The sequence below is a fragment of the Janthinobacterium sp. JF4 genome, assembly GCF_059617925.1.
In genome coordinates, this window is sequence record NZ_JCAQAV010000003.1 from 14121 (window position 1) to 40227 (window position 26107).

Annotated in this window: 25 protein-coding genes; 15 read left to right on the plus strand and 10 right to left on the minus strand. The window is 62.6% G+C overall.

Features of this window, described 5'->3' with window-relative positions:
* Positions 1-12: 12 nt before the first annotated feature.
* From AC54AF_RS03745 to AC54AF_RS03755, 3 genes are all read right to left on the minus strand, one after another.
* On the minus strand, positions 13-783 hold the full coding sequence (locus tag AC54AF_RS03745) for a DeoR/GlpR family DNA-binding transcription regulator (protein ID WP_496635453.1): 771 nt from the start codon (positions 781-783) through the stop codon (positions 13-15).
* A 90-nt stretch (positions 784-873) separates the two neighbouring features.
* The gene (locus AC54AF_RS03750; protein ID WP_496635454.1) at positions 874-1146 is read right to left on the minus strand and encodes a YkgJ family cysteine cluster protein; all 273 of its coding nucleotides are present in this window, start codon (positions 1144-1146) and stop codon (positions 874-876) included.
* 70 nt (positions 1147-1216) lie between these two features.
* Positions 1217-2086 carry a head GIN domain-containing protein gene (locus AC54AF_RS03755; protein ID WP_496635455.1) on the minus strand — a complete coding sequence of 290 codons (870 nt, stop codon included), beginning with the start codon at positions 2084-2086 and terminating at the stop codon, positions 1217-1219.
* A 339-nt stretch (positions 2087-2425) separates the two neighbouring features.
* Between AC54AF_RS03755 and AC54AF_RS03760 the strand changes: the two genes are divergently transcribed.
* From AC54AF_RS03760 to AC54AF_RS03775, 4 genes are all read left to right on the plus strand, one after another.
* A complete protein-coding gene (locus AC54AF_RS03760) occupies positions 2426-3076 on the plus strand; it encodes a TetR family transcriptional regulator (protein WP_131685721.1) in 651 nt (216 codons plus the stop codon).
* A gap of 169 nt (positions 3077-3245) precedes the next feature.
* Positions 3246-3896 (plus strand): methyltransferase domain-containing protein, encoded by a 651-nt coding sequence (locus AC54AF_RS03765; RefSeq protein WP_131685720.1) that lies wholly within the window; start codon positions 3246-3248, stop codon positions 3894-3896.
* A 13-nt stretch (positions 3897-3909) separates the two neighbouring features.
* Complete coding sequence (locus AC54AF_RS03770) at positions 3910-4233, plus strand: rhodanese-like domain-containing protein (protein WP_034745954.1); 324 nt, start codon at positions 3910-3912, stop codon at positions 4231-4233.
* Positions 4234-4374: 141 nt separating this feature from the next.
* Complete coding sequence (locus tag AC54AF_RS03775; RefSeq protein WP_496635456.1) at positions 4375-5715, plus strand: TolC family outer membrane protein; 1341 nt, start codon at positions 4375-4377, stop codon at positions 5713-5715.
* A 69-nt stretch (positions 5716-5784) separates the two neighbouring features.
* Here AC54AF_RS03775 and AC54AF_RS03780 read toward each other — a convergent pair whose 3' ends face one another.
* Complete coding sequence (locus AC54AF_RS03780; protein ID WP_496635457.1) at positions 5785-6252, minus strand: DMT family transporter; 468 nt, start codon at positions 6250-6252, stop codon at positions 5785-5787.
* A 91-nt stretch (positions 6253-6343) separates the two neighbouring features.
* Between AC54AF_RS03780 and AC54AF_RS03785 the strand changes: the two genes are divergently transcribed.
* Entirely contained in the window at positions 6344-7186 is an 843-nt protein-coding gene (locus tag AC54AF_RS03785) for a LysR substrate-binding domain-containing protein (RefSeq protein WP_496635458.1), read from the plus strand.
* 89 nt (positions 7187-7275) lie between these two features.
* Here the strand turns inward: AC54AF_RS03785 and gloA are convergent, their stop codons facing one another.
* The 4 genes from gloA to AC54AF_RS03805 all read right to left on the minus strand — a co-directional run bounded on the left by gloA (position 7276) and on the right by AC54AF_RS03805 (position 9918).
* On the minus strand, positions 7276-7683 hold the full coding sequence (gene gloA / locus AC54AF_RS03790; RefSeq protein WP_131685717.1) for a lactoylglutathione lyase: 408 nt from the start codon (positions 7681-7683) through the stop codon (positions 7276-7278).
* Positions 7684-7795: 112 nt separating this feature from the next.
* Positions 7796-8218, minus strand: a complete 423-nt coding sequence (locus tag AC54AF_RS03795; protein WP_496635459.1) for an OsmC family protein — start codon at positions 8216-8218, stop codon at positions 7796-7798.
* 89 nt (positions 8219-8307) lie between these two features.
* Complete coding sequence (locus AC54AF_RS03800) at positions 8308-9612, minus strand: PQQ-dependent sugar dehydrogenase (RefSeq protein WP_496635460.1); 1305 nt, start codon at positions 9610-9612, stop codon at positions 8308-8310.
* Positions 9613-9651: 39 nt separating this feature from the next.
* Positions 9652-9918, minus strand: a complete 267-nt coding sequence (locus AC54AF_RS03805) for a hypothetical protein (protein ID WP_131685715.1) — start codon at positions 9916-9918, stop codon at positions 9652-9654.
* A 256-nt stretch (positions 9919-10174) separates the two neighbouring features.
* Between AC54AF_RS03805 and AC54AF_RS03810 the strand changes: the two genes are divergently transcribed.
* From AC54AF_RS03810 to can, 7 genes are all read left to right on the plus strand, one after another.
* On the plus strand, positions 10175-11134 hold the full coding sequence (locus AC54AF_RS03810; RefSeq protein WP_496635461.1) for an NAD kinase: 960 nt from the start codon (positions 10175-10177) through the stop codon (positions 11132-11134).
* Between the two features lie 49 nt (positions 11135-11183).
* Positions 11184-12851 (plus strand): DNA repair protein RecN, encoded by a 1668-nt coding sequence (gene recN, locus AC54AF_RS03815; RefSeq protein WP_496635462.1) that lies wholly within the window; start codon positions 11184-11186, stop codon positions 12849-12851.
* A gap of 174 nt (positions 12852-13025) precedes the next feature.
* On the plus strand, positions 13026-14135 hold the full coding sequence (hemH, locus tag AC54AF_RS03820) for a ferrochelatase (protein WP_496635463.1): 1110 nt from the start codon (positions 13026-13028) through the stop codon (positions 14133-14135).
* A 343-nt stretch (positions 14136-14478) separates the two neighbouring features.
* Positions 14479-15000: a nucleotide exchange factor GrpE gene (gene grpE, locus AC54AF_RS03825; protein ID WP_071075290.1), complete on the plus strand. Its 522-nt coding sequence runs from the start codon at positions 14479-14481 to the stop codon at positions 14998-15000.
* 90 nt (positions 15001-15090) lie between these two features.
* Positions 15091-17034 carry a molecular chaperone DnaK gene (dnaK, locus tag AC54AF_RS03830; RefSeq protein WP_034745982.1) on the plus strand — a complete coding sequence of 648 codons (1944 nt, stop codon included), beginning with the start codon at positions 15091-15093 and terminating at the stop codon, positions 17032-17034.
* 162 nt (positions 17035-17196) lie between these two features.
* Positions 17197-18330, plus strand: a complete 1134-nt coding sequence (gene dnaJ, locus AC54AF_RS03835; protein ID WP_071075292.1) for a molecular chaperone DnaJ — start codon at positions 17197-17199, stop codon at positions 18328-18330.
* Between the two features lie 138 nt (positions 18331-18468).
* A complete protein-coding gene (gene can, locus AC54AF_RS03840) occupies positions 18469-19140 on the plus strand; it encodes a carbonate dehydratase (protein WP_131685712.1) in 672 nt (223 codons plus the stop codon).
* Positions 19141-19158: 18 nt separating this feature from the next.
* Here the strand turns inward: can and AC54AF_RS03845 are convergent, their stop codons facing one another.
* Positions 19159-19644 carry a tetratricopeptide repeat protein gene (locus tag AC54AF_RS03845; RefSeq protein ID WP_496635464.1) on the minus strand — a complete coding sequence of 162 codons (486 nt, stop codon included), beginning with the start codon at positions 19642-19644 and terminating at the stop codon, positions 19159-19161.
* Positions 19645-20016: 372 nt separating this feature from the next.
* Entirely contained in the window at positions 20017-20904 is an 888-nt protein-coding gene (locus AC54AF_RS03850; protein ID WP_496635465.1) for an HTH-type transcriptional regulator ArgP, read from the minus strand.
* A 144-nt stretch (positions 20905-21048) separates the two neighbouring features.
* On the opposite strand from AC54AF_RS03850, the gene AC54AF_RS03855 reads away from it, so the two are divergent.
* The 3 genes from AC54AF_RS03855 (at position 21049) to AC54AF_RS03865 (ending at position 26106) form a co-directional block, all read left to right on the plus strand.
* A complete protein-coding gene (locus AC54AF_RS03855) occupies positions 21049-23487 on the plus strand; it encodes a penicillin-binding protein 1A (protein ID WP_496635466.1) in 2439 nt (812 codons plus the stop codon).
* 4 nt (positions 23488-23491) lie between these two features.
* On the plus strand, positions 23492-24115 hold the full coding sequence (locus tag AC54AF_RS03860) for a trimeric intracellular cation channel family protein (RefSeq protein ID WP_035822575.1): 624 nt from the start codon (positions 23492-23494) through the stop codon (positions 24113-24115).
* Positions 24116-24222: 107 nt separating this feature from the next.
* Positions 24223-26106 (plus strand): beta-propeller domain-containing protein, encoded by a 1884-nt coding sequence (locus AC54AF_RS03865; protein ID WP_496635467.1) that lies wholly within the window; start codon positions 24223-24225, stop codon positions 26104-26106.
* Position 26107: the final 1 nt, after the last annotated feature.

Here is a 26107-nt window from a genome sequence, read left to right on the forward strand (position 1 = left end):
GGGTGGATAACGTCAGGCGCCGGCGCGCAGCACTTGCACGCCCAGCCGTTGAAAGGCGGCCACATGGGCCGCATCGGCATCGGCTTCCAGCACCAGGTGCTGCAGCAGGCCCGTGGCCAGCACGCCGAAGGGCGCGGCCGTGCCCAGCTTGTCGCTGGTGACGGCCACCACCACCGCCTTGCTGGCGCCGGCGATGCTGCGCTTGAACTCGGCCTCGTCGTAGTTGAATGCCGTCACGCCCGCGTCCGCGTCGGCGCCGCAAGCGCCGAGGAAGCACAGGTCGGGATGCATGCGCTCGACCGTGCGCAGCGCCTGCGGACCGAGGCTGGCGCCGGCGCGGCGGTCGACCCTGCCGCCAGCCATGATCAGTTCGATTTCAGGACGTTCCATGAGCGCCATGGCAATGGCTGGCGCGTTGGTGACGACAGTGAGCACCAACTCTGGCAAGGCACTGGCGATAGCCAGGTTGGTCGAGCCCGCATCGAGAAACAGCACCTGGCCAGCGCGCACGAGGGAAACGGCGGCCTGCGCCAGGCGCGCTTTGCGTTCCGGCGCTTCCTGCTTGCGCTGCGTCAAGCTGCCGCCGTCAGGCGCCAGCGGCAGGGCGCCGCCATACACGCGCTGGCACAGGCCGGCCGCCGCCATCTCGCGCAAGTCGCGCCGTATCGTATCTTCGGAAACATCAAGCTGGCGCGCCAGGTCCAGCGCCAGCACGCGGCCGTCGGCGCGCAATTGTTGCTGGATCAGCGCGTGGCGTTGTTTGAGGAGCAGGGTAGCAGACATGTTGAGCTTATAAACGTGCAGGAATGTGCATGAATATACGCAAACGTGCAAACGTGGTCAACCGTTATCTGTCAGTCGCCGCCGCGCCGCTCAGGGCGCCGTCAGCCGTTCCAGCTCGGCCAGCCAGTGCACCGCATGCTCGCGGCTGTCGCCGCACATGTCTGCCGATGGCTGCAAGCCGCCGCAAAAGGCGGGCCGCTCCGGCTGGCCAAAGATCTTGCAGCGGTTGTCGTCGGCCAACTGCACGCAGCGCACGCCCGCAGGTTTTCCATTGGGCATGCCGGGAATCGGGCTGGTGATGGACGGTGCGGTGCAGCAGGCGCCGCAGGATGGGCGGCATGCCAGGGGGGCAGAGGGTGACATGGGGTTTCAGACGGGCGGGTGCGGAGCCGACAGTATAGCAAGCCGGCTCCCATGCGTTGCAGGGCGGTGTTTAACGCACGATGCTGACGCGCTTGCCCGACAGGGTGCGGCGGGCCGGATCGCCATGCACAGTGATGCGGCCGGAACCGCTGGCGCGGGCATTGACTTCATTTTGGACGGTGACGTCGATGTCGCCGGAACCGTTGCTCGCCAGATAGGCAACGTCGCTGTGCAGGGCGGCCAGGTTGATATCGCCCGAGCCATTCACGTTGGCGTCGAGGCGCTGCACGGCGCCGCTGGCGCTGATGCTGCCCGAGCCATTGACTGCCACGTTCATGCGTTCGCCGTGCACGCTGCCCAGCTGGATGTTGCCCGAACCGTTCTGCACCGCATCCGTGTCGCTGCTGGCGAGAGCCGCCGCGTTGATGCTGCCCGAGCCATTGTTGGCCACGTCGAAGCGTGCCACCGTGCCCGACAGTTCGCTCTTCATCGAACCGCGCTGCTCCAGGCTGAAATCGTCGCCATTGAAACCGCTGGCCACCAGGCGGCCCGAGCCGGAGATGTTGATCTTCCTCAATTGCGGCGTCGTATAGATGACGTGGATGCCCTTGCTGCTGCGAATGTCCGTATCGCTCCAGATGCGCAGGGTATTGCCGCTCACTTCGCTATGGATACGCGCTTGCAGATTGCTGTCCGCTTCGATCACCAGCGATGCTGCCGGGCCGACGCGCACGTCGATCTTGATATCGATGCGCTTCATGCTGTCGATGTCGAGCGTGTTGACGTTGCCGACCTGGCGCACGTGGCGGCTCACTTGCCCGTTGCCCTGGATGGCGTTGCCACCCGCGTCGGCATAGCGCACTTCGCCATCGTTGGGGTTGATGACGATGGCGCAACCGCCAAGGGCAACGGCACAGCACAGGGCCAGCAAGGTACGCATGGTGTTTCCTTTATTTATGATTGTTGTAGTTCAGGACAAGAAAAAAAGCCGGCTGCCGCGCCGCAGCTGCCGTGCTGTCGATGACAAGATAGCAAAGCGTCTGTCTGTGCTGAACGCCAATGCGATGAACTGCGCAAAACGGGGGGCTGAAACGCGTTCCGGTTCACCTGGCGCTACAGGCCCGGCGCCAGAGGAGGTGTCGCCAACGCCGGCACGGAGCGTACAATGTCGGTGTTCGGCGTGCGCGCTGTTCCGGGCTGTGCGCGTGGCCAGCGCTTGACCTTGACGGTAGACCGGTCTACCATTAATGACTCAAAAGTAAGTTACTTGGAAAGATACATGCAAGCCCCGATTGATACCAAGCCCCGCTGGGAGCGGCGCAAGGATGCCCGCCCACAGGAATTGCTCGCCGCCGCCCTCGACCTGTTTGTCGAACGGGGCTTCGCATCGACGCGCCTGGAGGATGTGGCCAAGCGGGCTGGTGTGTCGAAAGGCACCCTGTACCTGTACTTTGAGAACAAGCAAGAGCTGTTCAAGGCCGTGGTGCGCGACAATATCGTGCATTCCATCGGCGAGGCGGAAGACAGCATGGCCGCCTCGGACAGCAGCAGCGCCGAGCTGTTGCGCAAGGTGATGATGCAGTGGTGGGAAGAATTCGGCGCCACCAAGCTGGCCGGTTTGACCAAGCTGATGCTGGCCGAAGCGAACAATTTTCCGGAACTGGCGCAGTTTTACAACGAAGAGGTCGTCGCGCGCGGCAATGGGCTGATCGTCAGCCTGCTGGAACGGGGCATGCAGCGCGGCGAATTTCGCCAGGTCGATCCCGTGCTGGTCAGCACCATCCTCAGCGCGCCCGTCACCATGCTGATGATGTGGACGCACTCCTTCCTGCCGTGCGAGGTCAAGAACATCGATCCCGCCGCCTATATGGACGCCTTTATCGACATGAGCTTGCGCAGCCTGCAGGTGGAGGCGCCCGGGAAAAGTTGATATGCGGAGCTTGCCTCCACCGTTCAGTTGCCCCTTTTCCAAGGTTCACCCCCTCAAATCTGCAGATCGTCGCAAATTTCCTCCATTTCCCGCCTTTATGGTTAACATGTGCTTTCAGCCAGTTCAACGATAAAATGGCGGATTATTATTTCACTTACCGAGTCCAAAGATGAATATCGAACAAGCCCGCTTCAATATGATCGAACAGCAGATCCGTCCATGGGACGTACTGGATATCGACGTATTGGAGCTGTTGAACGTGGTCAAGCGTGAAGATTTTGTGCCGGCTGCCTATAAAAACCTGGCCTTCGTCGATACGGAAATTCCGCTGGGCGGCGGCGAATACATGTTCACGCCGAAGCTGGAAGCGCGCATTTTGCAAGACGTCGCCGTCAAGAAGCATGAAAATGTGCTGGAGATCGGTGCCGGCAGCGGTTACATGGCCGCCTTGCTGGCGCACAAGGCGCGTCATGTGACGACGGTGGAAATCGTGCCCCAATTGAAAGCGCTGGCCGAACAGAACCTGGCCGCCAACGGCGTGACGAATGTCACCGTGGAACTGGGCGACGGCGCCCAGGGCTGGAGCAAGGGCGCACCGTACGACGTGATCGTCGTGTCCGGCGCCCTGGCCGTGTTGCCGGAAGCATTGTTGCAACAAGTGAAAGTCGGCGGCCGCATCCTGGCCATCATCGGCGAAGCGCCTATCATGTCGGCGCACCTGATCACGCGCAGCTCGGACAAGGCTTATGACACGCGCAAGTTGTTTGAAACCAATGTCACGCCGCTGCAAGCCGTGGCACCGTCGCATTTCCAGTTCTGAGGCGACCGATTCGATGGAGCATTTGAGTGCACCGCAGCTGGCCGCCTGGCTGGCTGACCCTTCCCGCCCGCGTCCGTTGTTGCTGGATGTGCGGGAACAGTGGGAGTTCGACCTGTGCCACCTCGACGGTGCCACCTTGATGCAGATGAACTCGATTCCTGCGCGCATCGATGACCTCGATGAAGATGCCGAGATCGTCTGCATCTGCCATCACGGCATGCGCAGCATGCAGGTGGCGGCCTTCCTGGAGCGCAATGGTTTTGGCAAGATCAGTAATTTGACGGGCGGCGTGCATGCCTGGGCGCTGCAAGTCGACAGCGCAATGCCTAAATACTAAGTTAAGTTGCAGTAGATGCACCCAGGCATGTTTTCCTGCATGCCTGCGGAGGCCTGTACCCCGCTCACCTGGCGGGCGCAAGGCAAGCGGTAGCAGATTTTTGATTCCATCAACTTTTGACGACTCCAACGGAGAAATGCAATGCGGAAACCCCTTATCGCCGTGCTGATGACCAGCGCCTTTGTCTCGATGACATGCTCGCTGCAAGCGCAGGCGGCCGATCTCATCCAGGTGTACCAGCAGGCGCTGGCCAATGACGCGCAGTACGCCAGCGCGCGCGCGGCCCTGTCGGCCGGGATGGAGCGGGTTCCGCAGGGGCTGGCAGGCTTGCTGCCGCAAATCTCTGCGTCGGGCAGCAATACGCGCGGCAATCAGGAGCAAATCGTCCAGAACAATGGCGGCAACAAGATCACTTCGCCATCCGTGAACGTGCGCACGAACAGCTACAACCTGACCCTGGCACAGCCGCTGTTCCGCTGGGACCATTGGGAAACCTATCAGCAAAGCAAGCTGGCGCAAGCGATTGCTGAAGCGCAATTTGCGCAAGTCCAGCAAGACTTGATCACCCGCGTGGCGCAGGCGTATTTCGATGTGCTGAGCGCGCAGGACAACCTGGGCGCCACGCAGGCGCAAAAGGTCGCCACGACGGAGCAGCTGGCATCGGCCAAGCGCAATTTCGAAGTCGGCACGCAAACGATTACCGACACGCACGAAGCGCAAGCGGCCTACGACCTGGTGGTGGCGCAGGAGTTTGCCGCCATCAATGACCTGGCCAACAAGCGCAGCGCCTTGCAAACCATCATCGGCGAGGCGCCAACGAATCTGGCGCCGATGCGCACGGGCGTGGTCATCAGCGCGCCGGAACCAGCCGCCGTCGAACCGTGGGTGTCGTCCGCCGAAGAGCAGAACTATGGCGTCGTCACGGCCCAGTTCAATGTGGAATCGGCCAAGCGCGACATCGGCCGCAACCGCGCCGGCCACTACCCGACCCTGGACCTGATCGCCAACACGGGCCATACCTATTCATCGGGTGGCGGCAATGGCAACGGCAATAACAACAATGCCATTGGCGTGCAGTGGAGCATCCCGATCTTCAGTGGCTTTGCCGTCACCAGCAAGGTGCGCGAATCGATCGCGCTGGAAAACAAGGCTCGCAACGACCTGGAAACGGCACGCCGCGCGGCATCGCAAGGCGCGCGCCAGGCTTTCCTTGGCGTCAACAGCGGCCTGGCCCAGGTCAAGGCGCTGGAAGCGGCGGAAGTGTCGAGCAAGTCGGCGCTCGAGTCGAACCAGCTTGGCTATCAAGTGGGCGTGCGCATCAATATCGACGTCTTGAATGCGCAGAAACAATTGTTCTCGACGCAGAAAGACCTGTCGAAAGCCCGCTACGACACCATCATGAACGGCTTGCGCCTGAAGGCGGCGGCCGGCACCCTGAAGGAAACGGATTTGATGCCGGTCAACGCCTTGCTCGACAAGTAGGCGCGGTCTTGCTCTGAATGAAAACCAGCACCGGTGACGGCGCTGGTTCTTTCTCGTCTTGACGTGTTTTCACACGGCGCGGCTGTTGGCGATCTGGGTGAGTACGACACCGGCCACCACCAGGCCCGCGCCAGCCCAGTGCAGCGGAGAAATATGCTTGACGGCAAAGCCCAGCAAGCCGTAGCGGTCGATGGCCAGCGCGGCCAGCATTTGTCCGCCGATGACGGCCGCCATGAAGGGACCGGAACCCATGCGCGGCGCCAGCATCAGCGCGGCCGTAATGTAGAACACGCCGGCCGCCCCGCCCAGCCAGGACCAGCCCGGTCCCCGCATGGCGAGGTGGACATCGGGCGCCGGCACCCGCCAGACCAGCATCACGAGCGACGCCAGCACGGCGCTGACGGCCAGCGAGGCGAGCGTGGCCCACAGCGGGTGGCCCAGGTTGCGGCCCAGCGCGGCATTCGCGCCCGCCTGGAAAGGAACGACGGCGCCGGCCAGCATGGCCAGCGGGGCAAATACGGTGATCCATCCATGCATGTGTGACTCCCGCAGTTGAGTTGATGGGATCATCGTATTATGCTGCTGTGATTAAATCCAATTCGTAGTTTGTCAGCTAACTATGCACCAAATGAATAATCTGCGCGCCGTCGATTTGAACTTGCTGGTGATCCTGGAAGCGCTGCTCAGCGAGCGCCATTTGTCGCGCGCGGCGGAGCGCCTGCACATGAGCCAGCCTGCCGTCAGCCATGCGCTGGCCCGCTTGCGCCATCTGCTCGACGACCCGCTGCTGCTGCGCGGCAAGGGTGGCTTCCAGCCCACGGCGCGCGCCCTGGCATTGGCGAGGCCGCTGGCCGAAGCCCTGCAAAGCGTGCGCTCCGTGCTGGGCGGCGCCGTCTTCGAGGCGGCCACGGCGCAGCGCGTGTTTCGCCTGGCCATGTCCGATTACGGCGCGGCATTGCTCTTGCCCGCTTTGCTGCGGCGTTTGCGCGTGGAGGCGCCCGGCATCGACCTGGCCGTCAGCTATGCCAGCCGCCCGGCCGTGATCGCCGGCGTGCAGGATGGCGAGATCGACCTGGCGCTGGGCGTGTTCCCACAACTGCCCGAGCAGTTACATAGAGAAACCCTATTTGAGGAAACGTTCATCTGCGCGCTCGATCCGGCCAGCCTGGCAGACGGCGAAACCTTGAGTCTGGACACCTATCTGGCGCGTCCCCATGTACTGGTGGCCTCCAGCGAAGGCGGCATGGCGGCCGAAGTCGACGCGGCCCTGGCCCAGCTGGGCCGGACGCGCCGCATCGCCGTGCGTGTGCCGTACTGGACGGTCGCACCGGAGGTCGTGAGGGGGACGGACTTGATCCTGACGGTGGCGCGGCGCGCCTTGCAGGCAAGCGCGGCGCGCCTTGCAGGCAAGCGCGGCGCAAGGGCTGGCGCTGTACACGGCGCCGTTTGCCATCGCGCCGTTTGCGTTTGAAGTGATACGGCACCGCCGCACGGAGGGCGATGCGGGCATCGCCTGGCTACGCGCGGCCATTGCACAGGCCGCCGAGCCAGGTTGAACTATTACAGGCCGCCGCCCTGGCCGTCGAACTGGCGCTCGATCAATTCGATCTTGTAGCCGTCCGGGTCGGTGATGAAGGCGATGACGGTGTTGCCACCTTTCACGGGGCCCGGTTCGCGCGTGACGTTGCCGCCATTCGCGCGTGCTGCGTCGCAGGCGGCGACGATATCGTCGGCCGAGATGGCGATGTGGCCATAGGCTGTGCCCAGCTCGTAGCTGGTGGTGCCATAGTTGTACGTCAATTCCAGTTCCGCGTGGTCGGGATTCGAGCCGTAGCCGACGAAGGCCAGCGTGTACTGGTACTCCGGGTTGTCGCTGGTGCGCAGCAATGTCATGCCCAGGACCTTGGTGTAAAAATCGATGGAGCGCTGCAGGTCGCCGACCCGTAACATGGTGTGCAAAATACGCATCGTGAATCCTTGAGGGTAATAGGGGAATGGCAGGATTTTATGCGTTTTACGGCTTTCTTGCCGAGACCGCCCCGGCTGCCTGCTGGCACGGGGGCGGTGTACGGCGGCTTGCTTACTCCAAACGGGCGTCCAGCGTGATTTCCGTGGCCAGCAATTTGGACACGGGGCAGCCGAGCTTGGCGCGCAGGGCCGCATCCTGGAACGCTTCTTCGGTGGCGCCGGGAATGCTGGCCACCAGGGTCAGGTGCACGGCCGTGATGGCATAGCTGCCGTCGATTTTTTCCAGGCTGACATCGGCTGTGGTTTTCAGGGCCGTAGCGTGCAGGCCCACCTCGCCCAGCTGGCCGGACAGGGCCATGGTGAAGCAGGCCGCATGGGCGGCGCCGATCAGTTCTTCCGGATTGCTGCCGGGACCGTCCTCGAAGCGCGTGTTGAAGCCGTAAGCCACATTGTCGAGCGCGCCGCTTTGGGTGGAAATAAACCCTTTGCCATCTTTAAGGCCGCCACTCCAGACGGCTGATCCTGTTTTTTTCATGATGTACTCCTTGCGTGGTTCGAGCGTCCATCATGCGCGTCCCACCCTTGCGCTTCCGTTCGTTGCGTCACACTGTGGCAGATGGAGGTTCAACGGGCCGGCGTCACGCGCCAGATGACATTGCCCACGTCGTCCGCCACCAGCAGCGCGCCCGCCTTGTCGACGGCCACGCCGACGGGGCGCCCTTGCGCCTTGCCATTCTCGTCCAGGAACCCGCTGACGACATCTTGCGGTGGTCCGCTGGGCATGCCGTTGGCGAAGGGTACATGAATGACTTTATAGCCGCTGAAAGGCTTGCGGTTCCACGAGCCATGCTGGCCGATAAAGGCGCCGCCCCGGTAGTGGGCGGGCAGCAAGGCGCCGTCATAGAACGCGAGGCCCAGCGAGGCCGTGTGCGCGCCCAGCGCGTAGTCGGGTGCGATGGCGGTGGCCACCAGTTCGGGGCGCGGCGGCTTGACCCGCGCATCGACATGCTGGCCGAAATAACTGTAGGGCCAGCCATAGAAGGCGCCGTCCTTGACGGAGGTCATGTAGTCGGGCACCAGGTCGTTGCCCAGCTCGTCGCGTTCATTGACGGCCGTCCACAGCGCGCCGGTTTTGGGTTGCCATGCCATGCCGTTCGGATTGCGCAAGCCCGTCGCGTACACGCGTGCCTTGCCCGTGGCGCGCGTGACCTGCCAGATGGCGGCGCGGCCATCTTCGGCCGACATGCCGTTCTCGCCCACATTGCTGTTCGAGCCGACGGACACATAGAGAAACTTGCCGTCGGCGCTGGCGATGACGTTCTTGGTCCAGTGGTGATTGATGGTGCCGCCCTGCAAATCCAGCACTTTGACGCCCGGCGCCGTGATGGCCGTTTGCCCGGTAACGTAAGGAAAGCGCATCAAGGCGTCCGCATTGGCGATATACAACTCGTTGCCCACCAGGGCCATGCCGAACGGCGAGTGCAGTCCTTGCAGGAAGACGCTGCGCGTTCGCGCCACGCCATTCGCGTCGATGCCGCGCAGCAGGGTGATGCGGTTGGCGCTGGGCGTGGCGGCGCCCGCCTTTTTCATCTGCATCTGCATGATGGCGCCCTTGATGCCCTTGCTGTCGTCCGGTTTTGGCGGGGCATTCGTTTCCGCCACGAGCACGTCGCCGTTCGGCAAGACATACAGCCAGCGCGGATGGTCGAGGTCGCGCGCATACGCCTGGATGGCCAGGCCGGCGGCAACCACGGGGCGCTGCGCGGCCGTCCAGCGCTGCACGGGCGCCACGTTGACGGTGGGGATGAACTGCTTGTTCGGCGCGGGCAGGGCGGGTTGCGGGCCAAAGCCCACGGGCATGGCGGGCGCCTGGGCGAGCGTGGTGCCGCAGACAGCGGCCAGCAGGCATGAACAGACGTAACGATGCATGGCATTCTCCGGAAAGATCGTGGTGCCTGACAGTTCGATTCAGCGCGCTTTCTTTGGTTCCAGCTGCGCGTCGGGACGGGCCTGTTGTGGTGCGGCCGGCTTGACCTTTTCCACGCCGGGCTGCGCGTGGCGGTCCGTGTCGACCAGGCCGCGTTCCAGGTCGCTGGCCGCCTGCTGCATGATTTTGCGCGGACGCACGTTTTGCGCATCGGGCGATTCATCGCGCTCGTGCGGCAGGCGGTCGACGCCGTCATTCTTGACCTTTGCATCGGTATTGATCTTGCGTTCGCTCGGTGGGGTAGGCATATGACCTCCTGACAGTAAAGTGAAACCAGTGTCCCGCCGCGCCAGGCCGCCTGCAAGCGGATTTGTCCCTGCTGGGAGCGCTGGCGCACGCATGGACGAATCTTTTTCTGCGCTACACTGCGTGCAACACCAAGAACGCCCCTTGCGGGCACACGGCAGCCGCACTATACTGTGGATATATACAGTATCATGCGATGCCGGCGTGCGACGCGACAGCCTGGGGCTGCCTGCCACCGAATTCACTACCGAGACTCTTATGCCCGTCGATACACACACCGAACAGCCAGCCGCGACCTTGCCAGCCCCGGGCGAGCGCTTCAACCTGGGCGCCAAGACCATCGCCCTGGTCGTGCGCCAGAATACGGATGGCATTGCCGAGCCCGTGAAAAGCATCGTCGATTTCCTGCAGGTACTGGGCCACACGGTGGTCTTCGAGGCGGAGACGGCCGTCCACCTGAACCTGGCGTTTCCCGGCGTACGCGCCATGTCGCCGGCCGAGATCGGCGCCGCCGCCGATTGCGCCATCGTCATGGGCGGCGATGGCACGATGCTGGGCATTGCGCGCCAGCTGGCGCCATTCGACGTCCCCTTGATCGGTATCAATCAAGGGCGCCTGGGTTTCATGACGGACATTCCACTTGAGCGCATGCTGCCCGTGCTGGCGCAAATTCTCGGCGGACGCTTCAAGGCCGAACGCCGCACCTTGCTCGAAGGCAGCGTGCTGCGCGACGGTGAGTCGATTCACGTGGGCATGGCCGTCAACGATGTCGTCGTCTCGCGCGGCGCCGGCGCCGGCATGGCGGAATTGCGCGTCGAAGTCGATGGTCACTTCATGTACAACCAGCGTTCGGATGGCTTGATCATTTCCACGCCCACGGGCTCGACCGCGTACTCGCTGTCGGCCGGCGGACCCTTGCTGCATCCGACCCTGGGCGGCATCGTGCTCGTGCCGATCGCCCCGCATGCGCTGTCGAACCGTCCCATCGTCCTGCCCGACTCCAGCCAGATCGTCGTGGAAATCGTGCGCGGGCGCGATATCAGCGTCAATTTCGACATGCAGACCTTTGCCAGCCTGGTGCAGCAAGACCGCATCCTCATCCGCCGTTCGCCGCACACGATTACCTTCCTGCATCCGGAAGGGTGGAGTTACTACAACACCCTGCGTGAAAAATTGCACTGGAATGAGTACCCGTCGGGTGAGGGCAAGCTCAGCTAACTAGTTTTCTCTACGTCAACCCGCGGTGCGCCGCCTAACCACAGAAGCCATGCTCCATACACTGTCCATTCGCGATTTTGTCATTGTCGATACCATTGAACTGGAATTTTCCGCCGGCTTCAGCGTGCTGACGGGCGAGACGGGCGCCGGCAAGTCCATCCTCATCGATGCGCTGACCCTGGCGCTGGGCGGGCGCGGCGACGCCAGCGTGGTGCGCGAAGGCGCGGCCAAGGCCGACATCACGGCCGATTTCTCCGTCAGCGAAGTGGCGCAGGCCTGGCTGGTGGCCAACGAATTTTCCAATGACGAGGGCGGCGCCCTGCTGCGCCGCGTGATCGACAATGCGGGCCGCTCGAAGGCGTACATCAACGGCATCCCTGCCACGGCCGCGCAGCTGCGCGAACTGGGGGACATGCTGGTCGACATCCACGGCCAGCACGCACACCAGTCCTTGCTGAAAAGCGAGGCGCAGCGTGCCTTGCTCGACGGCCAGGCGACGGCGCGCGAAGCTGGCGCGGAGCAAGATGCGCGGCAAGTGGCGGCCCTGCACAAGCGTTGGCGCGCCCTCGTGCGCCAGCGCGAGGAATTCGAAACGAATGCCGCCAACGTGCTGTACGAGCGCGAACGCCTGGAATGGCAAGTGGGAGAACTGGAAAAGCTGGCTGCCAAGCCTGGCGAGTGGACGGAGATTACGAACGAGCACAGCCGCCTGTCGCACGCGGCCAGCCTGCTGGAAGGGGCGCAGGAAGCGCTGTCCCTCATTTCCGAGTCGGAAGATCATCCGATCGTGTCGCAACTGTCGGCACTGAATCAGAAGCTGGGCAAGCTCGTCTCCGTCGACGCGGAATTGCAGCCGATCGTCGACCTGATCGAATCGTCGCGCATCCAGTTACAGGAATCCGTGTACGCGCTGAACAATTACCTGGACCGGGTCGAGCTGGACCCGGAGCGGCTGCACCAACTCGACGCGCGCATGGAAGCCATGCACAGCACGGCCCGCAAATTCCGCGTCACGCCCGAAGAATTGCCAGAGGAACACGCCAAGTTGTCGGAAAAGCTGCAGCACCTGGCCGACGCTTCCGATATCGAAGGCTTGCTGCGCCAGGAAGCGAAGATCGAGGCCGAATACCGTGGCGTGGCCGAGCGCTTGTCCGCCACGCGCCGGGCCGCCGCCCTGGAGCTGGGCCACGCCGTCACGCGCGCCATGCAGGAACTGAGCATGACGGGCGGCAGCTTCGAGATCGCCCTGCACCCGTGCGAGCCGGCCGCCCACGGGCTCGAGCAGGTCGAGTTCCTTGTCGCCGGTCATGCGGGCACGGCGCCCCGCTCCCTGGCGAAGGTGGCGTCCGGCGGCGAACTGGCGCGCATTGCGCTGGCCATTTCCGTGATCACCTCGCACGCCACCACCACGCCGACCCTGATCTTCGACGAGGTCGACAGCGGCATCGGCGGCGCCGTCGCGGAAGTGGTGGGGCGCCTGTTGAAACGCCTGGGGCAGGGCAGGCAAGTATTGTGCGTGACCCACTTGCCGCAAGTGGCCAGCCAGGCCAATCAGCATTTCCAGGTGGCAAAAAGCACCCTGGACAATGGCAAGACGGCGTCGCGCATCGACATGCTCGACGCCAAGGCCAGGGTGGAAGAAGTGGCGCGCATGCTGGGCGGCCTGGAAATCACGGCCACCACGCGCAAGCATGCGCGTGAATTACTGGCGATTTAAATCCGGGGTCAGACCCGCCGGGGCAATGCGTTCCAGTGGGGCGCATTGCGATCACGCATTGACTGACCCCAGTCTTTGCTATGGGTGAATTGCTTCAACATCCGTCCTCCCCGATGTTGACGCAATGTAACTATAATGGTTGGACTATCCATCCAACGCCTTCGAAGAGCCTTCATGTCATTTCAAACAGAACCGCCGTACACGCATGGCAGCATCGACGGCAGCGCCGTGGTGCTGGTCAACCTGGGCACGCCCGATGCGCCGACCTCGTCGGCCGTGCGGCGCTACCTGAAGCAATTTTTGTCCGATCCCCGCGTGGTGGAAATTCCCCGTCTCGTCTGGTGGTTCATTTTGAACCTGATCATTTTGCCATTCCGCTCCGGCCAGTCGGCCAAGAAATATGCGTCGATCTGGACGCGGGAAGGCTCACCCCTGAAAGTACACACGCAAAAGCAGGCGAAATTGCTGGCTGGCGCCCTGGCCGAGCGTGGCCACGACGGCGTGACGGTGGCCATGGCCATGCGCTATGGTTCGCCCTCCTTGCCCGAGGTGCTGGCCAAGCTGAAAAGCGACGGCTGCGAGCGCATTGCCATCCTGCCTGCCTATCCGCAATACTCGGGCACGACGACGGGCTCCATCTACGACGCCGTGTTTGCCCATTACGCTACCGTGCGCAATGTGCCGGAATTGCGCTTTATCAAGCAGTATCACGAGCATGATACGTATATCGACGCCTTGCGCGATTCCGTGCTGAACCACTGGGAAGCGCATGGCCATCCGGAAAAGCTGGTGATGAGTTTTCATGGCGTGCCCAAGCGTACCTTGCTGCTGGGCGACCCCTACCACTGCCAGTGCCTGAAGACGGCGCGCCTGCTGGCGGAAAAGTTGAAGTTAACAAAGGATCAATACGTGGTGACCTTCCAGTCGCGCTTTGGCAAGGCCGAATGGCTGCAGCCGTACACGGCGCCCACCCTGGTGGCGCTGGCCCAGCAGGGCGTCAAGCGCGTCGACCTGCTGTGTCCCGGCTTTACCAGCGATTGCCTGGAAACCCTGGAAGAGATCGCCATGGAAGCCAAGCATGATTTCGAAGCGGCCGGCGGCCAGCAGTTTCACTACATTGCTTGCCTGAACGAAACGCCGTCCTGGATCGCGGGCATGGCGGAAATTGCGGAACAGCACATGATCGGCTGGCCGACGATGAAGACGGCGCCGCAGCGCGAGGCGGACAAGAAAGCGGGCGAGCAGGCGCGCCAGGCCGCGCTGGCGCTGGGCGCGGCGAACTGAGGCTGGTGATTTTTTTGACAACGAAAGCCGCGCTTGCGCGGCTTTGTCATGTCCGGGGTGACGAAAGCCCTATCCAGATAGCAACACCGCCAGTGGCGACGGCTGCGGCGGGGCTGGTAGAATGCCCGCTTTGCCATGGGACGCCTGGAAAATCAAGGGGCCGCGCACGGATCGCTGGCCGAAATGGGTAGCATTTTGTAATAAGCTGTAACATGGATCGCTGTAATTCTGGTTTTGCCATGCATACCCCTTGAAACAATAGGATATAGCCCCATCTGCCCGTTAGTGTTGTAAAGATAATTAGACTAACTCATTTAAGTCATTGATTGTAGGAGCTTTCTAGATGCAAGATCAGGAAAACCAAGCTGTACCAAATCCGCAAGCGGACGCCGCGGCTCCCGCAGAACCTACTTTGGAAGAGCAGTTGGCGAGTACCGAAGCGCGTCTTGCAGAGATGCACGATGCCTTCATGCGCGCCAAGGCCGATGGCGAAAATATTCGCCGCCGTGCGCAGGAAGATGTTGCTAAAGCGCATAAATTCGCAGTGGAAAGCTTTGCCGAAGCCATGGTGCCGGTCAAAGACAGCCTGGAAACGGCGCTGACGGTGGAAGCACCGACCATCGAATCGCTGAAAGAAGGCGTCGAAATGACCCTGAAGCAACTGAATGCCGCGTTCGAGCGCAACCGCCTGGTGGAAGTGTTGCCAGTGCAGGGTGAAAAGCTTGATCCGATGAAACACCAGGCCGTTGCCGTGGTGCCAGCGGAGCAGGAAGCCAATACCATCGTGTCAGTCCTGCAAAAGGGCTATATGATTGCGGACCGCCTGCTGCGTCCAGCCATTGTAACGACCGCGCAAGCAAAATAATCAGAGGGCGGCATCAAGCAAGCCTTGAAACCATGCCGCTTTGCCACATATAAGAACCATCTGAAATCTAGCAAATAAAAGGAAAAAATCATGGGTAGAATTATCGGTATCGATCTGGGAACCACGAATTCCTGCGTTTCCATCATGGAAAACGGTCAACCAAAGGTAATCGAAAACGCTGAAGGCGCACGCACGACGCCGTCGATTATTGCTTATCAAGAAGATGGCGAAATTCTCGTCGGCGCGCCAGCGAAACGCCAGGCCGTGACGAATCCGAAAAACACGCTGTACGCAGTCAAGCGTCTGATCGGTCGCAAGTTCGACGAAAAAGAAGTGCAAAAAGACATCGCGCTGATGCCGTACCAGATCATGAAAGCCGACAACGGCGATGCATGGATCGGCGTACGCGACAAAAAACTGGCGCCGCCGCAAATTTCGGCTGAAGTGCTGCGCAAGATGAAGAAAACGGCAGAAGACTACCTCGGCGAAGAAGTCACCGAAGCCGTCATCACCGTGCCTGCGTACTTCAACGACTCGCAGCGTCAAGCCACCAAGGATGCCGGTCGTATCGCTGGCCTGGACGTCAAGCGCATCATCAACGAGCCAACCGCGGCGGCGCTGGCATTCGGCCTGGACAAGACCGAAAAAGGCGACCGTAAAATCGCCGTGTATGACTTGGGTGGCGGTACGTTCGACGTGTCGATCATCGAAATCGCGGACGTCGATGGCGAAAAACAATTTGAAGTGCTGTCGACCAACGGCGACACCTTCCTGGGCGGCGAAGACTTCGACCAGCGCGTCATCGATTACATCATCGACGAGTTCAAGAAGATCAACGGCATCGACCTGAAAAAAGATCCGATCGCCCTGCAGCGCATCAAGGCTTCGGCCGAGCGCGCGAAGATCGAATTGTCGTCGTCGCAGCAAACCGAGATCAACGAGCCGTACATCGCCATGGCGAACGGCGCACCGGTCCACTTGAACCTGAAGATGACCCGCGCCAAGCTGGAATCGCTGGTGGAAGAGCTGATCACGGCCACGATGGAACCATGCCGCATCGCCATCAAAGATGCTGGCGTGAAAGTGTCGGACATCGATGACATCATCCTGGTCGGCGGCATGACGCGTATGCCGAAGGTGCAGGAAAAAGTGAAGGAATTCTTCGGCAAGGATCCACGCAAGGACGTGAACCCGGACGAAGCCGTCGCCGTGGGCGCAGCGATTCAAGGTTCGGTCCTGTCGGGCGAACGCAAGGACTTGCTGTTGCTGGACGTCACCCCTCTGTCCCTGGGTATCGAAACCCTGGGCGGCGTGATGACCAAGATGATCCACAAAAACACGACGATTCCGACCAAGTTCAGCCAGGTCTTCTCGACGGCCGACGACAACCAGCCTGCGGTGACCATCAAGGTCTTCCAGGGTGAGCGCGAAATCGCCGCCGGCAACAAGGGCCTGGGCGAATTCAATCTGGAAGGCATCCCGCCAGCATCGCGTGGCACGCCACAGATCGAAGTGACCTTCGACATCGACGCCAACGGCATCTTGCATGTCGGCGCCAAAGACAAGGCCACCGGCAAGGAAAACAAGATCACGATCAAGGCCAATTCCGGCTTGACCGAGGCTGAAATCCAGAAGATGGTGAAAGACGCCGAGTTGAACGCGGAAGAAGACAAGAAGGTCAAAGAATTGGCCGAGTCGCGCAACCAGGCCGATGCTCTGGTACACTCGACCCGGAAATCCTTGACCGAATACGGCGACAAGCTCGATGCGGGCGAGAAAGAGAAGATCGAAGCGGCAATCACCGACCTGGAAGCAAGCATCAAGGCGGGCGACAAGGCTGAGATCGACGCCAAGGTGGAAGCACTGTCGAGCGCATCGCAGAAACTGGGCGAAAAAATGTATGCCGACATGCAAGCGCAGCAAGCTGCCGGCGGCGCGGAAGGTGCACAGCAAGCTGCTGGCGCATCGGACGCAGGCGCCAAGCAAGACGACGTTGTTGACGCTGACTTCAAGGAAGTCAAAGACAGCAAGTAATGTCTTGCGCTCCCATGAACTGGGGGTAGCCGGGCTGAACGCTACATCGCGGGATTAGCCGCGAAGACCGGCCGAGCCGAGTCGCTGCGCCTAGCGCAGCACTCGACTCGGCTTTTTCGTGTAATTTTTACATCAGTAGATAGACTGCAAGGTGCCGACAACATGGCAAAGCGTGATTTTTACGAGACACTCGGTGTCGCAAAAAATGCTTCGGAAGAAGAGATCAAAAAGTCCTACCGTAAACTGGCGATGAAATACCATCCGGACCGCAATCCGGATAGCAAGGAATCGGAAGAAAAGTTTAAGGAAGTCAAAGAAGCCTACGAGATGCTGACCAATCCGGAAAAGCGCGAAGCGTATGACCGCTATGGTCACGCTGGCGTGGACCCGAACATGGGCGGCGGTGGCGGCTTCGGCGGCGGTGCTGGCGGCTTTGCCGACAGCTTCGGCGATATCTTCGGCGACATCTTTGGCGGTGGCGGTGGACGCAGCCGCAATGCGGGGCCACAGGTGTACCGTGGCGCCGACTTGCGCTACAACCTGGAAATTACACTGGAGCAAGCTGCGCACGGCTTCGACACGACCATCCGCGTGCCGAGCTGGGACAAGTGCGACACGTGCCACGGCAGCGGCGCCAAACCGGGCACCTCGCCGACCACCTGCGGTACTTGCGGTGGTCACGGCCAGGTGCGGATGCAGCAAGGTTTCTTCAGCATCCAGCAAACCTGCCCGAAATGCCATGGCAGCGGCAAGGTCATCACCGACCCGTGCACGCCGTGCGGCGGCGCCGGTCGCATCAAGCGCAACAAGACCCTGGAAGTGAAAATTCCAGTCGGTATCGACAACGGCATGCGTATCCGTTCGTCCGGCAACGGCGAACCGGGCACGAATGGCGGTCCGTCGGGCGACCTGTATGTGGAAATCCACATCAAGCCGCACGCCGTGTTCCAGCGCGAAGGCGACGACCTGCATTGCGAAATGCCGATCTCGTTCACCAAGGCGGCCCTGGGCGGCGAAATCGAGGTGCCTACCCTGAACGGTAAAGTGTCGTTCACGATTCCTGAGGGCACCCAGTCGGGCAAGACCTTCCGCCTGAAAGGCAAGGGCATCAAGGGCGTGCGCTCCGGTTACGCGGGCGACCTGTTCTGCCACGTGGCGATCGAAACACCGGTGAAACTGACGGAAAAACAGAAAGACCTGCTGCGCGACTTTGAAAAGTCGACGACCGAGGGCGGTGCCAAGCACAGTCCGCAAAGCAAGACCTGGAAAGACAAGGTCAAGGATTTTTTTGAGTAAGCACACGTAATACCATGCGCCGGGATGCTCACACATCCCGGCGTTTTTTTACCCAGGTTGACTCAATATCTGCGCGCATCGCACGCTAACGCGCGCGATCGGCGCGCTGTTCAACCGAACTTACCTCATGGGAGCGATATGACCGAACAGAAAAATGGCCTGGCCCTGGCGGAACTGCTGCAGCGTAACCGCCGCTGGGCCGACTCGATGGTGGCGAAAGACCCGAACTTCTTCAAGAACCTGGAAGCGCAAACGTCGCCCGAATACCTGTGGATCGGCTGCTCCGACAGCCGCGTGCCCGCCAACGAATTGCTGGGCATGGCGCCTGGCGACGTGTTTGTGCACCGTAATATTGCCAACGTGGTCGTGCATTCCGACCTCAATTGCCTGTCCGTCCTGCAGTTTGCCGTGGACGTGCTGAAAGTCAAACATGTCATCATCGTCGGCCATTACGGCTGCAAGGGCGTGCATGCGGCCATGACGGGCACGCGCATCGGCCTGGTCGACAACTGGCTGCGCCACGTCCAGGACGTGGGCCAGAAACACGAGCGTTATCTGGGCGACGTGCTGACCAGCCGCCAGCGCGGCGACCGCCTGTGCGAACTGAACGTGGTCGAGCAGGTCTTGAACGTGTGTCAGACCACCATCGTGCAAGATGCGTGGGAACGGGGCCAGGAACTCAGCGTCCATGGCTGGGTCTATGGTTTGAAGGATGGCTTGCTGAACGACCTGGAAGTGACCGTCACGGCCGGCCACGAGTTGGCGCCGCGCATGGCCACCCGCCTGGCTCGCTACGAAGCAACGGCGTAAGCCACGCTGGCGCCGCGCCTATGGCGTGGCGTCCTCCAGGCGGCCCAGGTAATCGGCCGCCTCGCGCACGCCTTCCTGCGCCGCCTGGCGCAGCCAGGTTTTTGCCTGGGCAATATCCTGCGGCGTGCCCCGGCCTTCGGCCAGTGCCACGCCATAGTGGTAGCGCGCCAGCCGCGCATAGGCCGCGTCATCGTTCGTCTGCGCACCGCGCCGCATCAGCGCCGTCGCCTGCGCCAGGTCCTTAGTCACGCCGATGCCCGTTTCATACAGCTGGGCCAGCCAAATCATCGAATACACATCGTTCCAGCGCCGGATGCAATCTTCAAAGATGGCGACGGCGGCCGCATGGTCGCCCGTCTTGTCGGCCGCATAGCCGTACAAACACTTGATGCGCTTGTCGCTGTGCACATAGGCTTTGTAGCTGAGATCGCCTTCGTCCTGGCTATCCTGGGCGTGCACGGAGGCAGGGAACAGCAAGGCGAACAGCAGGGCGTAGGTGGGCATGGCTTTCCTGGTCAACGATTGAAGATCGGTAGATAAGCAAATTGCATGCTAAGTAACCCCAATAAATTATTGTGATTTCTGACTTCCATAACCGGCGCTGTGCGGTGTTGCCCACAGCTAGCAGTGCTCGCACTGCGTCACTGCAGGCGCCTTGCACAGCATCCGGTTCTGTTCGTCATAAATTCACAATAATTTCCCGAGGATTACTCAGCGCCATTTCCGGGCAAGGCCGATACTGCTGTGCCATTGCGTGACAGCCGCTGTTGCAGCCTGGCGCAACGCGCCGCGCATATCGTCGCAGGGCTGCTGCAAAGCATCGGCTGTCGCAGCCTGGAGCGGGCGACCCTCAAGCGCCGGGGCATGCAGGGACCGCTATTTGAGGATCTTGCGCGCCGCCGCGACGATTTGCCGCGACAGCTGCTCCATGCGCGGCGACTGCACCTTCCACGTGTGCCAGTACAGGGCCACGTCGGCCGGTGTCTTGGGCGTGAGCATTTCCACCAGTTCGCCATCCGTATTCGCCTTCAGCAGCAATTCCGGCACCATGCCGTAGCCGAGGCCGTAGCGGATGGCGTTGAAGTGCGAGGTGGCGCCCGGCACGTAATGGCAGGGGTAGGCGCCTTCGGGCAGCCCCAGCGCCTCTTGCAGGAACGACGACTGCAGGGTGTCCTTGCGCGTGTAGGCGACGACGGGCGCCGTGCGCGCCGCCTTGCGCGTCAGGTCGTGCGGGAACCACTGCTGGCGGAACGCGGGCGTGGCCACCAGCCAGTAACGCATCACGCCCAGCGATTCGGCCGTGCAGCCGCGCATGGGCTTGGCTTCCGTGCTGATGCAGCCGATCGCCATGCCCGTTTCCAGCAAGGTGTACGTGTGGTCCTGGTCTTCCACCGTCAGGTCCAGCAGCACGCGTTCGCGTATCAGCACCTCGGACAGGGCCGGGAAGAACCAGGTGCCCATCGAATCGGCGTTCAGCGCCAGCACCAGTGTCAGCGGGGCGTCCTGCTGCACCGCCAGCTCCGCCTGCAGGTCCGCTTCCAGCAGCTTGGCGCGTTTCAGGTACTGCATCAGCCGCTGGCCCATGCGCGTGGCGCGCGCGGGACGGCTGCGCACGATCAGCGCATTGCCCAGCTGGCTTTCCAGCGCCCGCACCCTCTGCGAAATGGCCGGCGAGGTCAGGTGCAGCCGCAGCGCCGCCTGCTCGAAGCTGCCCGTTTCGACGACGGCGCGGAACGCTTCCGTGTGTTTTGGATTGAGATCCATGCTCGCTGCCTAACATAAGAAAAATTTATCAATACTAAATAATACTTACTTTTTATAAGGATGTGCGTGTTGCAGTGCACAATGCCTCTTTGATGGAGTGCCACGCGCCAGCGTGCGGCCTCCTGGCAGCAAGGGAATACCACCATGGAAGCACAAGCGAACGACAGCACCACCCGCAAGCCCCGGTCGAAGCTGGCGCGCAATCTGAAATTCGGCCTGGGATTGACCCTGGGCCTGGGCCTGGCCGGCGCGCTGGCGGGCGGCTGGTGGCTGCGCCAGGCGTGGCAGGATTTGCCGGCCGTCGAGTACCTGGCCCAGTACAAGCCCGCGCTGCCGCTGCGCATTTTCTCCAGCGAAGGCGAGCTGCTGGCCGAATACGGCGAAGAGCGCCGCGAATTCTTGCCTCTGAAAGACATCCCGCTGCGCATGCGCCAGGCCTTGCTGGCCATCGAGGATGCGCGTTTCTACGAGCATGGCGCCGTCGATTTCTATGGCTTGACGCGCGCCACGCTGGCCAACGTCGTTACGGGCCACCACGCGCAGGGCGCCAGCACCATCACCATGCAGGTGGCGCGCGACTTCTTCCTGTCGCGTGAAAAGACCGTGCAGCGCAAGCTGACGGAGATGCTGCTCGCCTACAAGCTGGAACAGCACTACGGCAAGGACAAGCTGCTGGAACTGTATATGAACCAGATTTACCTGGGCGAGCGCTCCTACGGCTTTTCCGCCGCCTCGAACATCTATTTCGACAAGCCGCTGGCCGACGTGAGCATCGCGGAAGCGGCCATGCTGGCCGGCTTGCCGAAGGCGCCATCGGCCTATAACCCTGTCGCCAATCCGCAGCGCGCCACCGTGCGCCAGCATTACATCCTGCAGCGCATGCGCGAACTCGGCTACATCACGCCCGCCGAATACGATGCGGCAGTGGCGGAAAAACTGGCCCTGAACAAGGACCGCAACAGCTCCGTGCACGCGGCCGCATATGCGGTCGAGGAAGCGCGCCAGCTGATCCTGCAAAGCTATCCCGAAGGCGCCTACAGCATGGGCCTGGACGTGACGACCACCATCCGCATGGCGCCGCAGCGGGCGGCTGACAAGTCGCTGCGCGATGGGCTCTTGAATGCACAGGCACGGCGCGGCTACCGTGGCCCGGAAGCGCGCCTGCCCGCTTCCGCCGACAGCGTGGCGCGCCAGCTGGCCGCCTATCCGGACAGCGGAGAATTGCGCGCCGCCCTGGTGCGCAAGGTGGAGACGTCGGCCAAGCGCCAGCTGACGGCGCAGCTGCGCAATGGCGACGAGATCGTGCTGACGGCCTCGGATGCGCGCCTGGGCGGCAAGCTGCAGTGGGACGGCAAGCGCGCCATCGTCGAGGGCAGCGTGATTCGCGTGGTGCACGACGCGGCCAGGAAGCGCTGGCTCGTGAGCCAGTTGCCCGAGATGGAAGGCGCGCTCATTTCCGTCGAGGCGCACAGCGGCGAAATCGTCGCGATGGCGGGCGGCTTCGATTTTTACCGCAACCACTATAACCACGCCATGCAAGCCTATCGCCAGCCCGGTTCCAGCTTCAAGCCCTTCGTGTATTCGGCGGCGCTGGAAAAGGGATATTTCCCTGGCACGGCCGTGGACGATACGCAGCGCCTGCTGCTGCCGCAGGAAACGGGCGCGCAGCCGTGGCGTCCGCGCAATTACGGCAACAACTATGAAGGCTTCATCAGCGTGCGGCGCGGCCTTGTGCGCTCGAAAAACCTGGTGGCCGTCAGCCTGATGCAGGCGGCCGGTCCCGGCTACGTGCAGCACTACGCCACGCGCTTCGGCTTCGAGGGCGCGCGCAATCCCGTGTCCCTGCCGCTGGCGCTGGGCGCGGGCGCCGTCACGCCGCTGCAATTGGCGCAGTCGTATGCCGTGTTCGCCAACGGCGGCGTGCAGATGCCGCCGAAATTGATCAAGGAAGTGCGCAGCCGCAGCGGAGAAGTGCTGTTCAGCGCCGCGGCGCCGCGCGCCAAGGGCGAGCCGGCACCCGGCACGCAAGTGATCTCCACGCGCAATGCCTACGTGATGGACAGCATGCTGCGCGACGTCGTCAAGAGCGGCACGGGACGCGGCGCGCTGGCGCTGGGGCGCGGCGACGCGGCCGGCAAGACGGGCACCTCGAACAACGCGTACGACGCCTGGTTCGCCGGCTATTCCTCGGGCCTCGTCTCCGTCGTCTGGCTCGGCTACGACCAGCCGAAAAGCCTGGGCAACGCCACCGGGGGGACGTTGGCGCTGCCCGTCTGGCGCGACTACATGCAGGTGGCCGTGCAGGGCCGCCGCGAGCAGGTATTGGCGGAGCCGCCCGGCCTGGCCCTGCTCGATGGCGATTACGTGTATGCCGAATACCTGGCCGGCGACTGCCTGCAGGATAGCCACGCATTCATCCACAGCAGTGTCAGTTGCAGTAGTGGCGGTCCTGGCAGTCTGGGCGCCGACACGCGCCTGGCCAACGGCGAAGAGCGCGGCACCAGCGGCACGGGCCATGAAGCGCGCACCCTGAGCGAAGCGCGCGAACGCGAACAAATTCTCAAATCATTTTCGGAAGAGTAAGAGCATGCTGCTATATACGATTTACCTGGTGGCGATCGTCGCCGAAGCGATGTCCGGCGCCATCATGGGCATGCGGCGCGGCATGGATTTGTTCGGCATCTGCATGATCGGCACCGTCACGGCGCTCGGTGGCGGCACCGTGCGCGACGTGCTGCTGGGGCATTATCCGCTGGGCTGGATCGCGCATCCCGAGTACCTGCTGTTTACCATCGGCGCGGCCATCGTGACGGCCTTTGTCGCGCGCTACCTGCACCATCTGCGCGCCATTTTCCTGCTGGTCGATGGACTGGGCCTGGTGGCGTTTTGCGTGATCGGCTGCGACATCGCCATGTCGGCCAAGATGCATCCGGCCATCGTCGTGCTGGCGGGGATGATCACGGGCGTTTTCGGCGGCCTGCTGCGCGATATCCTGTGCAACCAGATTCCCCTCGTGCTGCAGCGCGAAGTGTATGCCACCGTGGCCCTGTTTACGGGCGCCCTGTATGTCGGCCTGCTGCACTTCAAGGTCGACAGCTCCGTGGCGCAGCTGGCGTCGATCGGCGCCGGTTTCCTGTTCCGTTTCCTGGCCCTGCACTTCGAATGGCGCCTGCCCAATTTCAATGGCGACCGCATACGCGGTTTTGAGTAAGGCAGCAGTTGTGTGACTACTGCGTGACTATTTTCGCGCGCCTTTAACCCTTTTTTCTGCGCCGCTGCGTTTCATGTTGCACACCCCAGCCAACCGGAGAAGAAGCGATGTCCAGCGCCCTCAAGATCACATTGACACTGTCCCTGCTGCTGTCGGCCGGCTGCCACGCCGCCGGCACGGCGCCGCGCAAGACCCTGGCGCCGTTCGCCAGCGAGCAGGCCTTGAGCAGCTATTTGCAGCAGTTACAGGCGCGCCAGGCGGCGCTGCAAAGGGAGCAGCAGAAACTGCAGCGCGCTACGGCGCAGTCCATGTCGGCACCGGCCCCTCCCGCACCGATGGCGGCGAAAGCCGCGCCGGCAGCATCGGCAGAGGCGGCGGAATCCGTCACCAATGTGCAGACGGCGGGTGTGGACGAAGGCGGCATCGTCAAGCTGCATGGCAAGCACCTGGTGATGCTGCGGCGTGGCAAGCTGTTTACCGTGCAGGTGGGTGGCAATGCCTTGCAGCCAGTCGCCTCGCTCGACGCGTTCGCGCCGGGCAGCGACCCGTCGGGCAGCTGGTATGACGAGATGCTGATCGACGGCGACACGGTGGTGGTGATCGGCTACAGCTACAGCCGTGGCGGCACGGAGATCGGCCTGTTCGACGTCAACGCGGACGGCAAGCTGGCCTACCGCGCCACCTATCACTTGCGCTCCAACGATTATTATTCCTCGCGTAATTACGCGAGCCGCCTGGTCGGCAGCAAACTGGTGTTCTATTCGCCCCTGTCGCTGAACTTGCACCGAGGCGACCCGTTTGGCGGCTTCCCGGCGCTGCGCCGCTGGCGCCCCGACGCCGTGCCGTCCGACTTCAAGCGCATCGCCCCGGCCACGCGCATCTACCGCACCGATGAAGAACCCGAGCCGGGCTTTGGTCTGACCCTGCACACGGTCACCGTGTGCGACCTGGCGCAGCGCGACATGCGCTGCGCAGCGACTGCCGTGATGGGGCCGCAGGGCCGCGTGTTTTATGTGTCGGGCGAATCCGTTTTCGTGTGGACCACGCGGCGCGGCAGCGACTCGGGCGTGTTCCGCATTCCCCTCGATGGTTCGGCGCCCAGCGCCCTGAAGGTGGCCGGTGCGCCCGTCGACCAGTTCTCGTTTCTGGAAAGCAGCGACGGCTATCTGAATGTCCTGCTGCGCGCCGAAGGCCAGGGCGACGCCATGTGGGATGGCGCAAGAGGACGGGGGGACATGGCTTTGCTGCGCGTGCCATTGGCGTCGTTTTCCGATGGCCGCGACAGTGCTCCCGCCAGCAGCTACCAGGCGCTGCCCGGTGGCGGCGGCTACGGTCTGCAGAACCGCTATGTGGGTGCGTACCTGTTGTACGGCAATCCGGGAAACCCTGGACGCCGCCAGGCCGACCAGGCATGGCCACGCCAGCCGCTGTACGCCATGCGCTGGGCCGATGCGGGCAGCGTGCAAGCCTTGTCCCTGCCGCACGGCGTGGAGCGCATCGAAGCGCTGGGCGATGACGCCGTGGTGATCGGCGCGCAAGGCAAGGATCTGCACTTCAGCAGCATCCGCCTGGGTACGCAGGCGGCGCTTGCCGCGCGCTACATCCGCGCCGATGCGGCGCAGGGCGAGTCGCGCAGCCACGGCTTTTTCTACAAGCCGCAAGCGGGCGGCGAGGGCATGATCGGCTTGCCCATCCTGGGCGCGGACGAGCGGCCTGGCCTCAACAAGTCAGCCGCAGCCGTCCTCTACCTGCGCAACAGCGGCTTGCAGTTGACGGAACTGGGTGCGCTGGCGGCACGGCCGGGCCAAACGCCGGACGACGGTTGCCGCGCGTCCTGCGTGGACTGGTATGGCAATGCGCGCCCCCTGTTCCTGCAAGGCCGGGTTTTCGCTTTGCTCGGCTATGAATTGGTGGAAGGGACGCTCAAGGGTGGACAGATCCGCGAAGTGCGCCGCATCAGCTATGCACCCATTTCGCCCACCGTACGCTGAA

Bases quoted from the DNA above. Each gene is read 5' to 3' on its own strand.
- AC54AF_RS03745 (WP_496635453.1), bottom strand. From the start codon at position 783: ATGTCTGCTACCCTGCTCCTCAAACAACGCCACGCGCTGATCCAGCAA.
- AC54AF_RS03750 (WP_496635454.1), bottom strand. From the start codon at position 1,146: ATGTCACCCTCTGCCCCCCTGGCATGCCGCCCATCCTGCGGCGCCTGC.
- AC54AF_RS03755 (WP_496635455.1), bottom strand. From the start codon at position 2,086: ATGCGTACCTTGCTGGCCCTGTGCTGTGCCGTTGCCCTTGGCGGTTGC.
- AC54AF_RS03760 (WP_131685721.1), top strand. From the start codon at position 2,426: ATGCAAGCCCCGATTGATACCAAGCCCCGCTGGGAGCGGCGCAAGGAT.
- AC54AF_RS03765 (WP_131685720.1), top strand. From the start codon at position 3,246: ATGAATATCGAACAAGCCCGCTTCAATATGATCGAACAGCAGATCCGT.
- AC54AF_RS03770 (WP_034745954.1), top strand. From the start codon at position 3,910: ATGGAGCATTTGAGTGCACCGCAGCTGGCCGCCTGGCTGGCTGACCCT.
- AC54AF_RS03775 (WP_496635456.1), top strand. From the start codon at position 4,375: ATGCGGAAACCCCTTATCGCCGTGCTGATGACCAGCGCCTTTGTCTCG.
- AC54AF_RS03780 (WP_496635457.1), bottom strand. From the start codon at position 6,252: ATGCATGGATGGATCACCGTATTTGCCCCGCTGGCCATGCTGGCCGGC.
- AC54AF_RS03785 (WP_496635458.1), top strand. From the start codon at position 6,344: ATGAATAATCTGCGCGCCGTCGATTTGAACTTGCTGGTGATCCTGGAA.
- gloA (WP_131685717.1), bottom strand. From the start codon at position 7,683: ATGCGTATTTTGCACACCATGTTACGGGTCGGCGACCTGCAGCGCTCC.
- AC54AF_RS03795 (WP_496635459.1), bottom strand. From the start codon at position 8,218: ATGAAAAAAACAGGATCAGCCGTCTGGAGTGGCGGCCTTAAAGATGGC.
- AC54AF_RS03800 (WP_496635460.1), bottom strand. From the start codon at position 9,612: ATGCATCGTTACGTCTGTTCATGCCTGCTGGCCGCTGTCTGCGGCACC.
- AC54AF_RS03805 (WP_131685715.1), bottom strand. From the start codon at position 9,918: ATGCCTACCCCACCGAGCGAACGCAAGATCAATACCGATGCAAAGGTC.
- AC54AF_RS03810 (WP_496635461.1), top strand. From the start codon at position 10,175: ATGCCCGTCGATACACACACCGAACAGCCAGCCGCGACCTTGCCAGCC.
- recN (WP_496635462.1), top strand. From the start codon at position 11,184: ATGCTCCATACACTGTCCATTCGCGATTTTGTCATTGTCGATACCATT.
- hemH (WP_496635463.1), top strand. From the start codon at position 13,026: ATGTCATTTCAAACAGAACCGCCGTACACGCATGGCAGCATCGACGGC.
- grpE (WP_071075290.1), top strand. From the start codon at position 14,479: ATGCAAGATCAGGAAAACCAAGCTGTACCAAATCCGCAAGCGGACGCC.
- dnaK (WP_034745982.1), top strand. From the start codon at position 15,091: ATGGGTAGAATTATCGGTATCGATCTGGGAACCACGAATTCCTGCGTT.
- dnaJ (WP_071075292.1), top strand. From the start codon at position 17,197: ATGGCAAAGCGTGATTTTTACGAGACACTCGGTGTCGCAAAAAATGCT.
- can (WP_131685712.1), top strand. From the start codon at position 18,469: ATGACCGAACAGAAAAATGGCCTGGCCCTGGCGGAACTGCTGCAGCGT.
- AC54AF_RS03845 (WP_496635464.1), bottom strand. From the start codon at position 19,644: ATGCCCACCTACGCCCTGCTGTTCGCCTTGCTGTTCCCTGCCTCCGTG.
- AC54AF_RS03850 (WP_496635465.1), bottom strand. From the start codon at position 20,904: ATGGATCTCAATCCAAAACACACGGAAGCGTTCCGCGCCGTCGTCGAA.
- AC54AF_RS03855 (WP_496635466.1), top strand. From the start codon at position 21,049: ATGGAAGCACAAGCGAACGACAGCACCACCCGCAAGCCCCGGTCGAAG.
- AC54AF_RS03860 (WP_035822575.1), top strand. From the start codon at position 23,492: ATGCTGCTATATACGATTTACCTGGTGGCGATCGTCGCCGAAGCGATG.
- AC54AF_RS03865 (WP_496635467.1), top strand. From the start codon at position 24,223: ATGTCCAGCGCCCTCAAGATCACATTGACACTGTCCCTGCTGCTGTCG.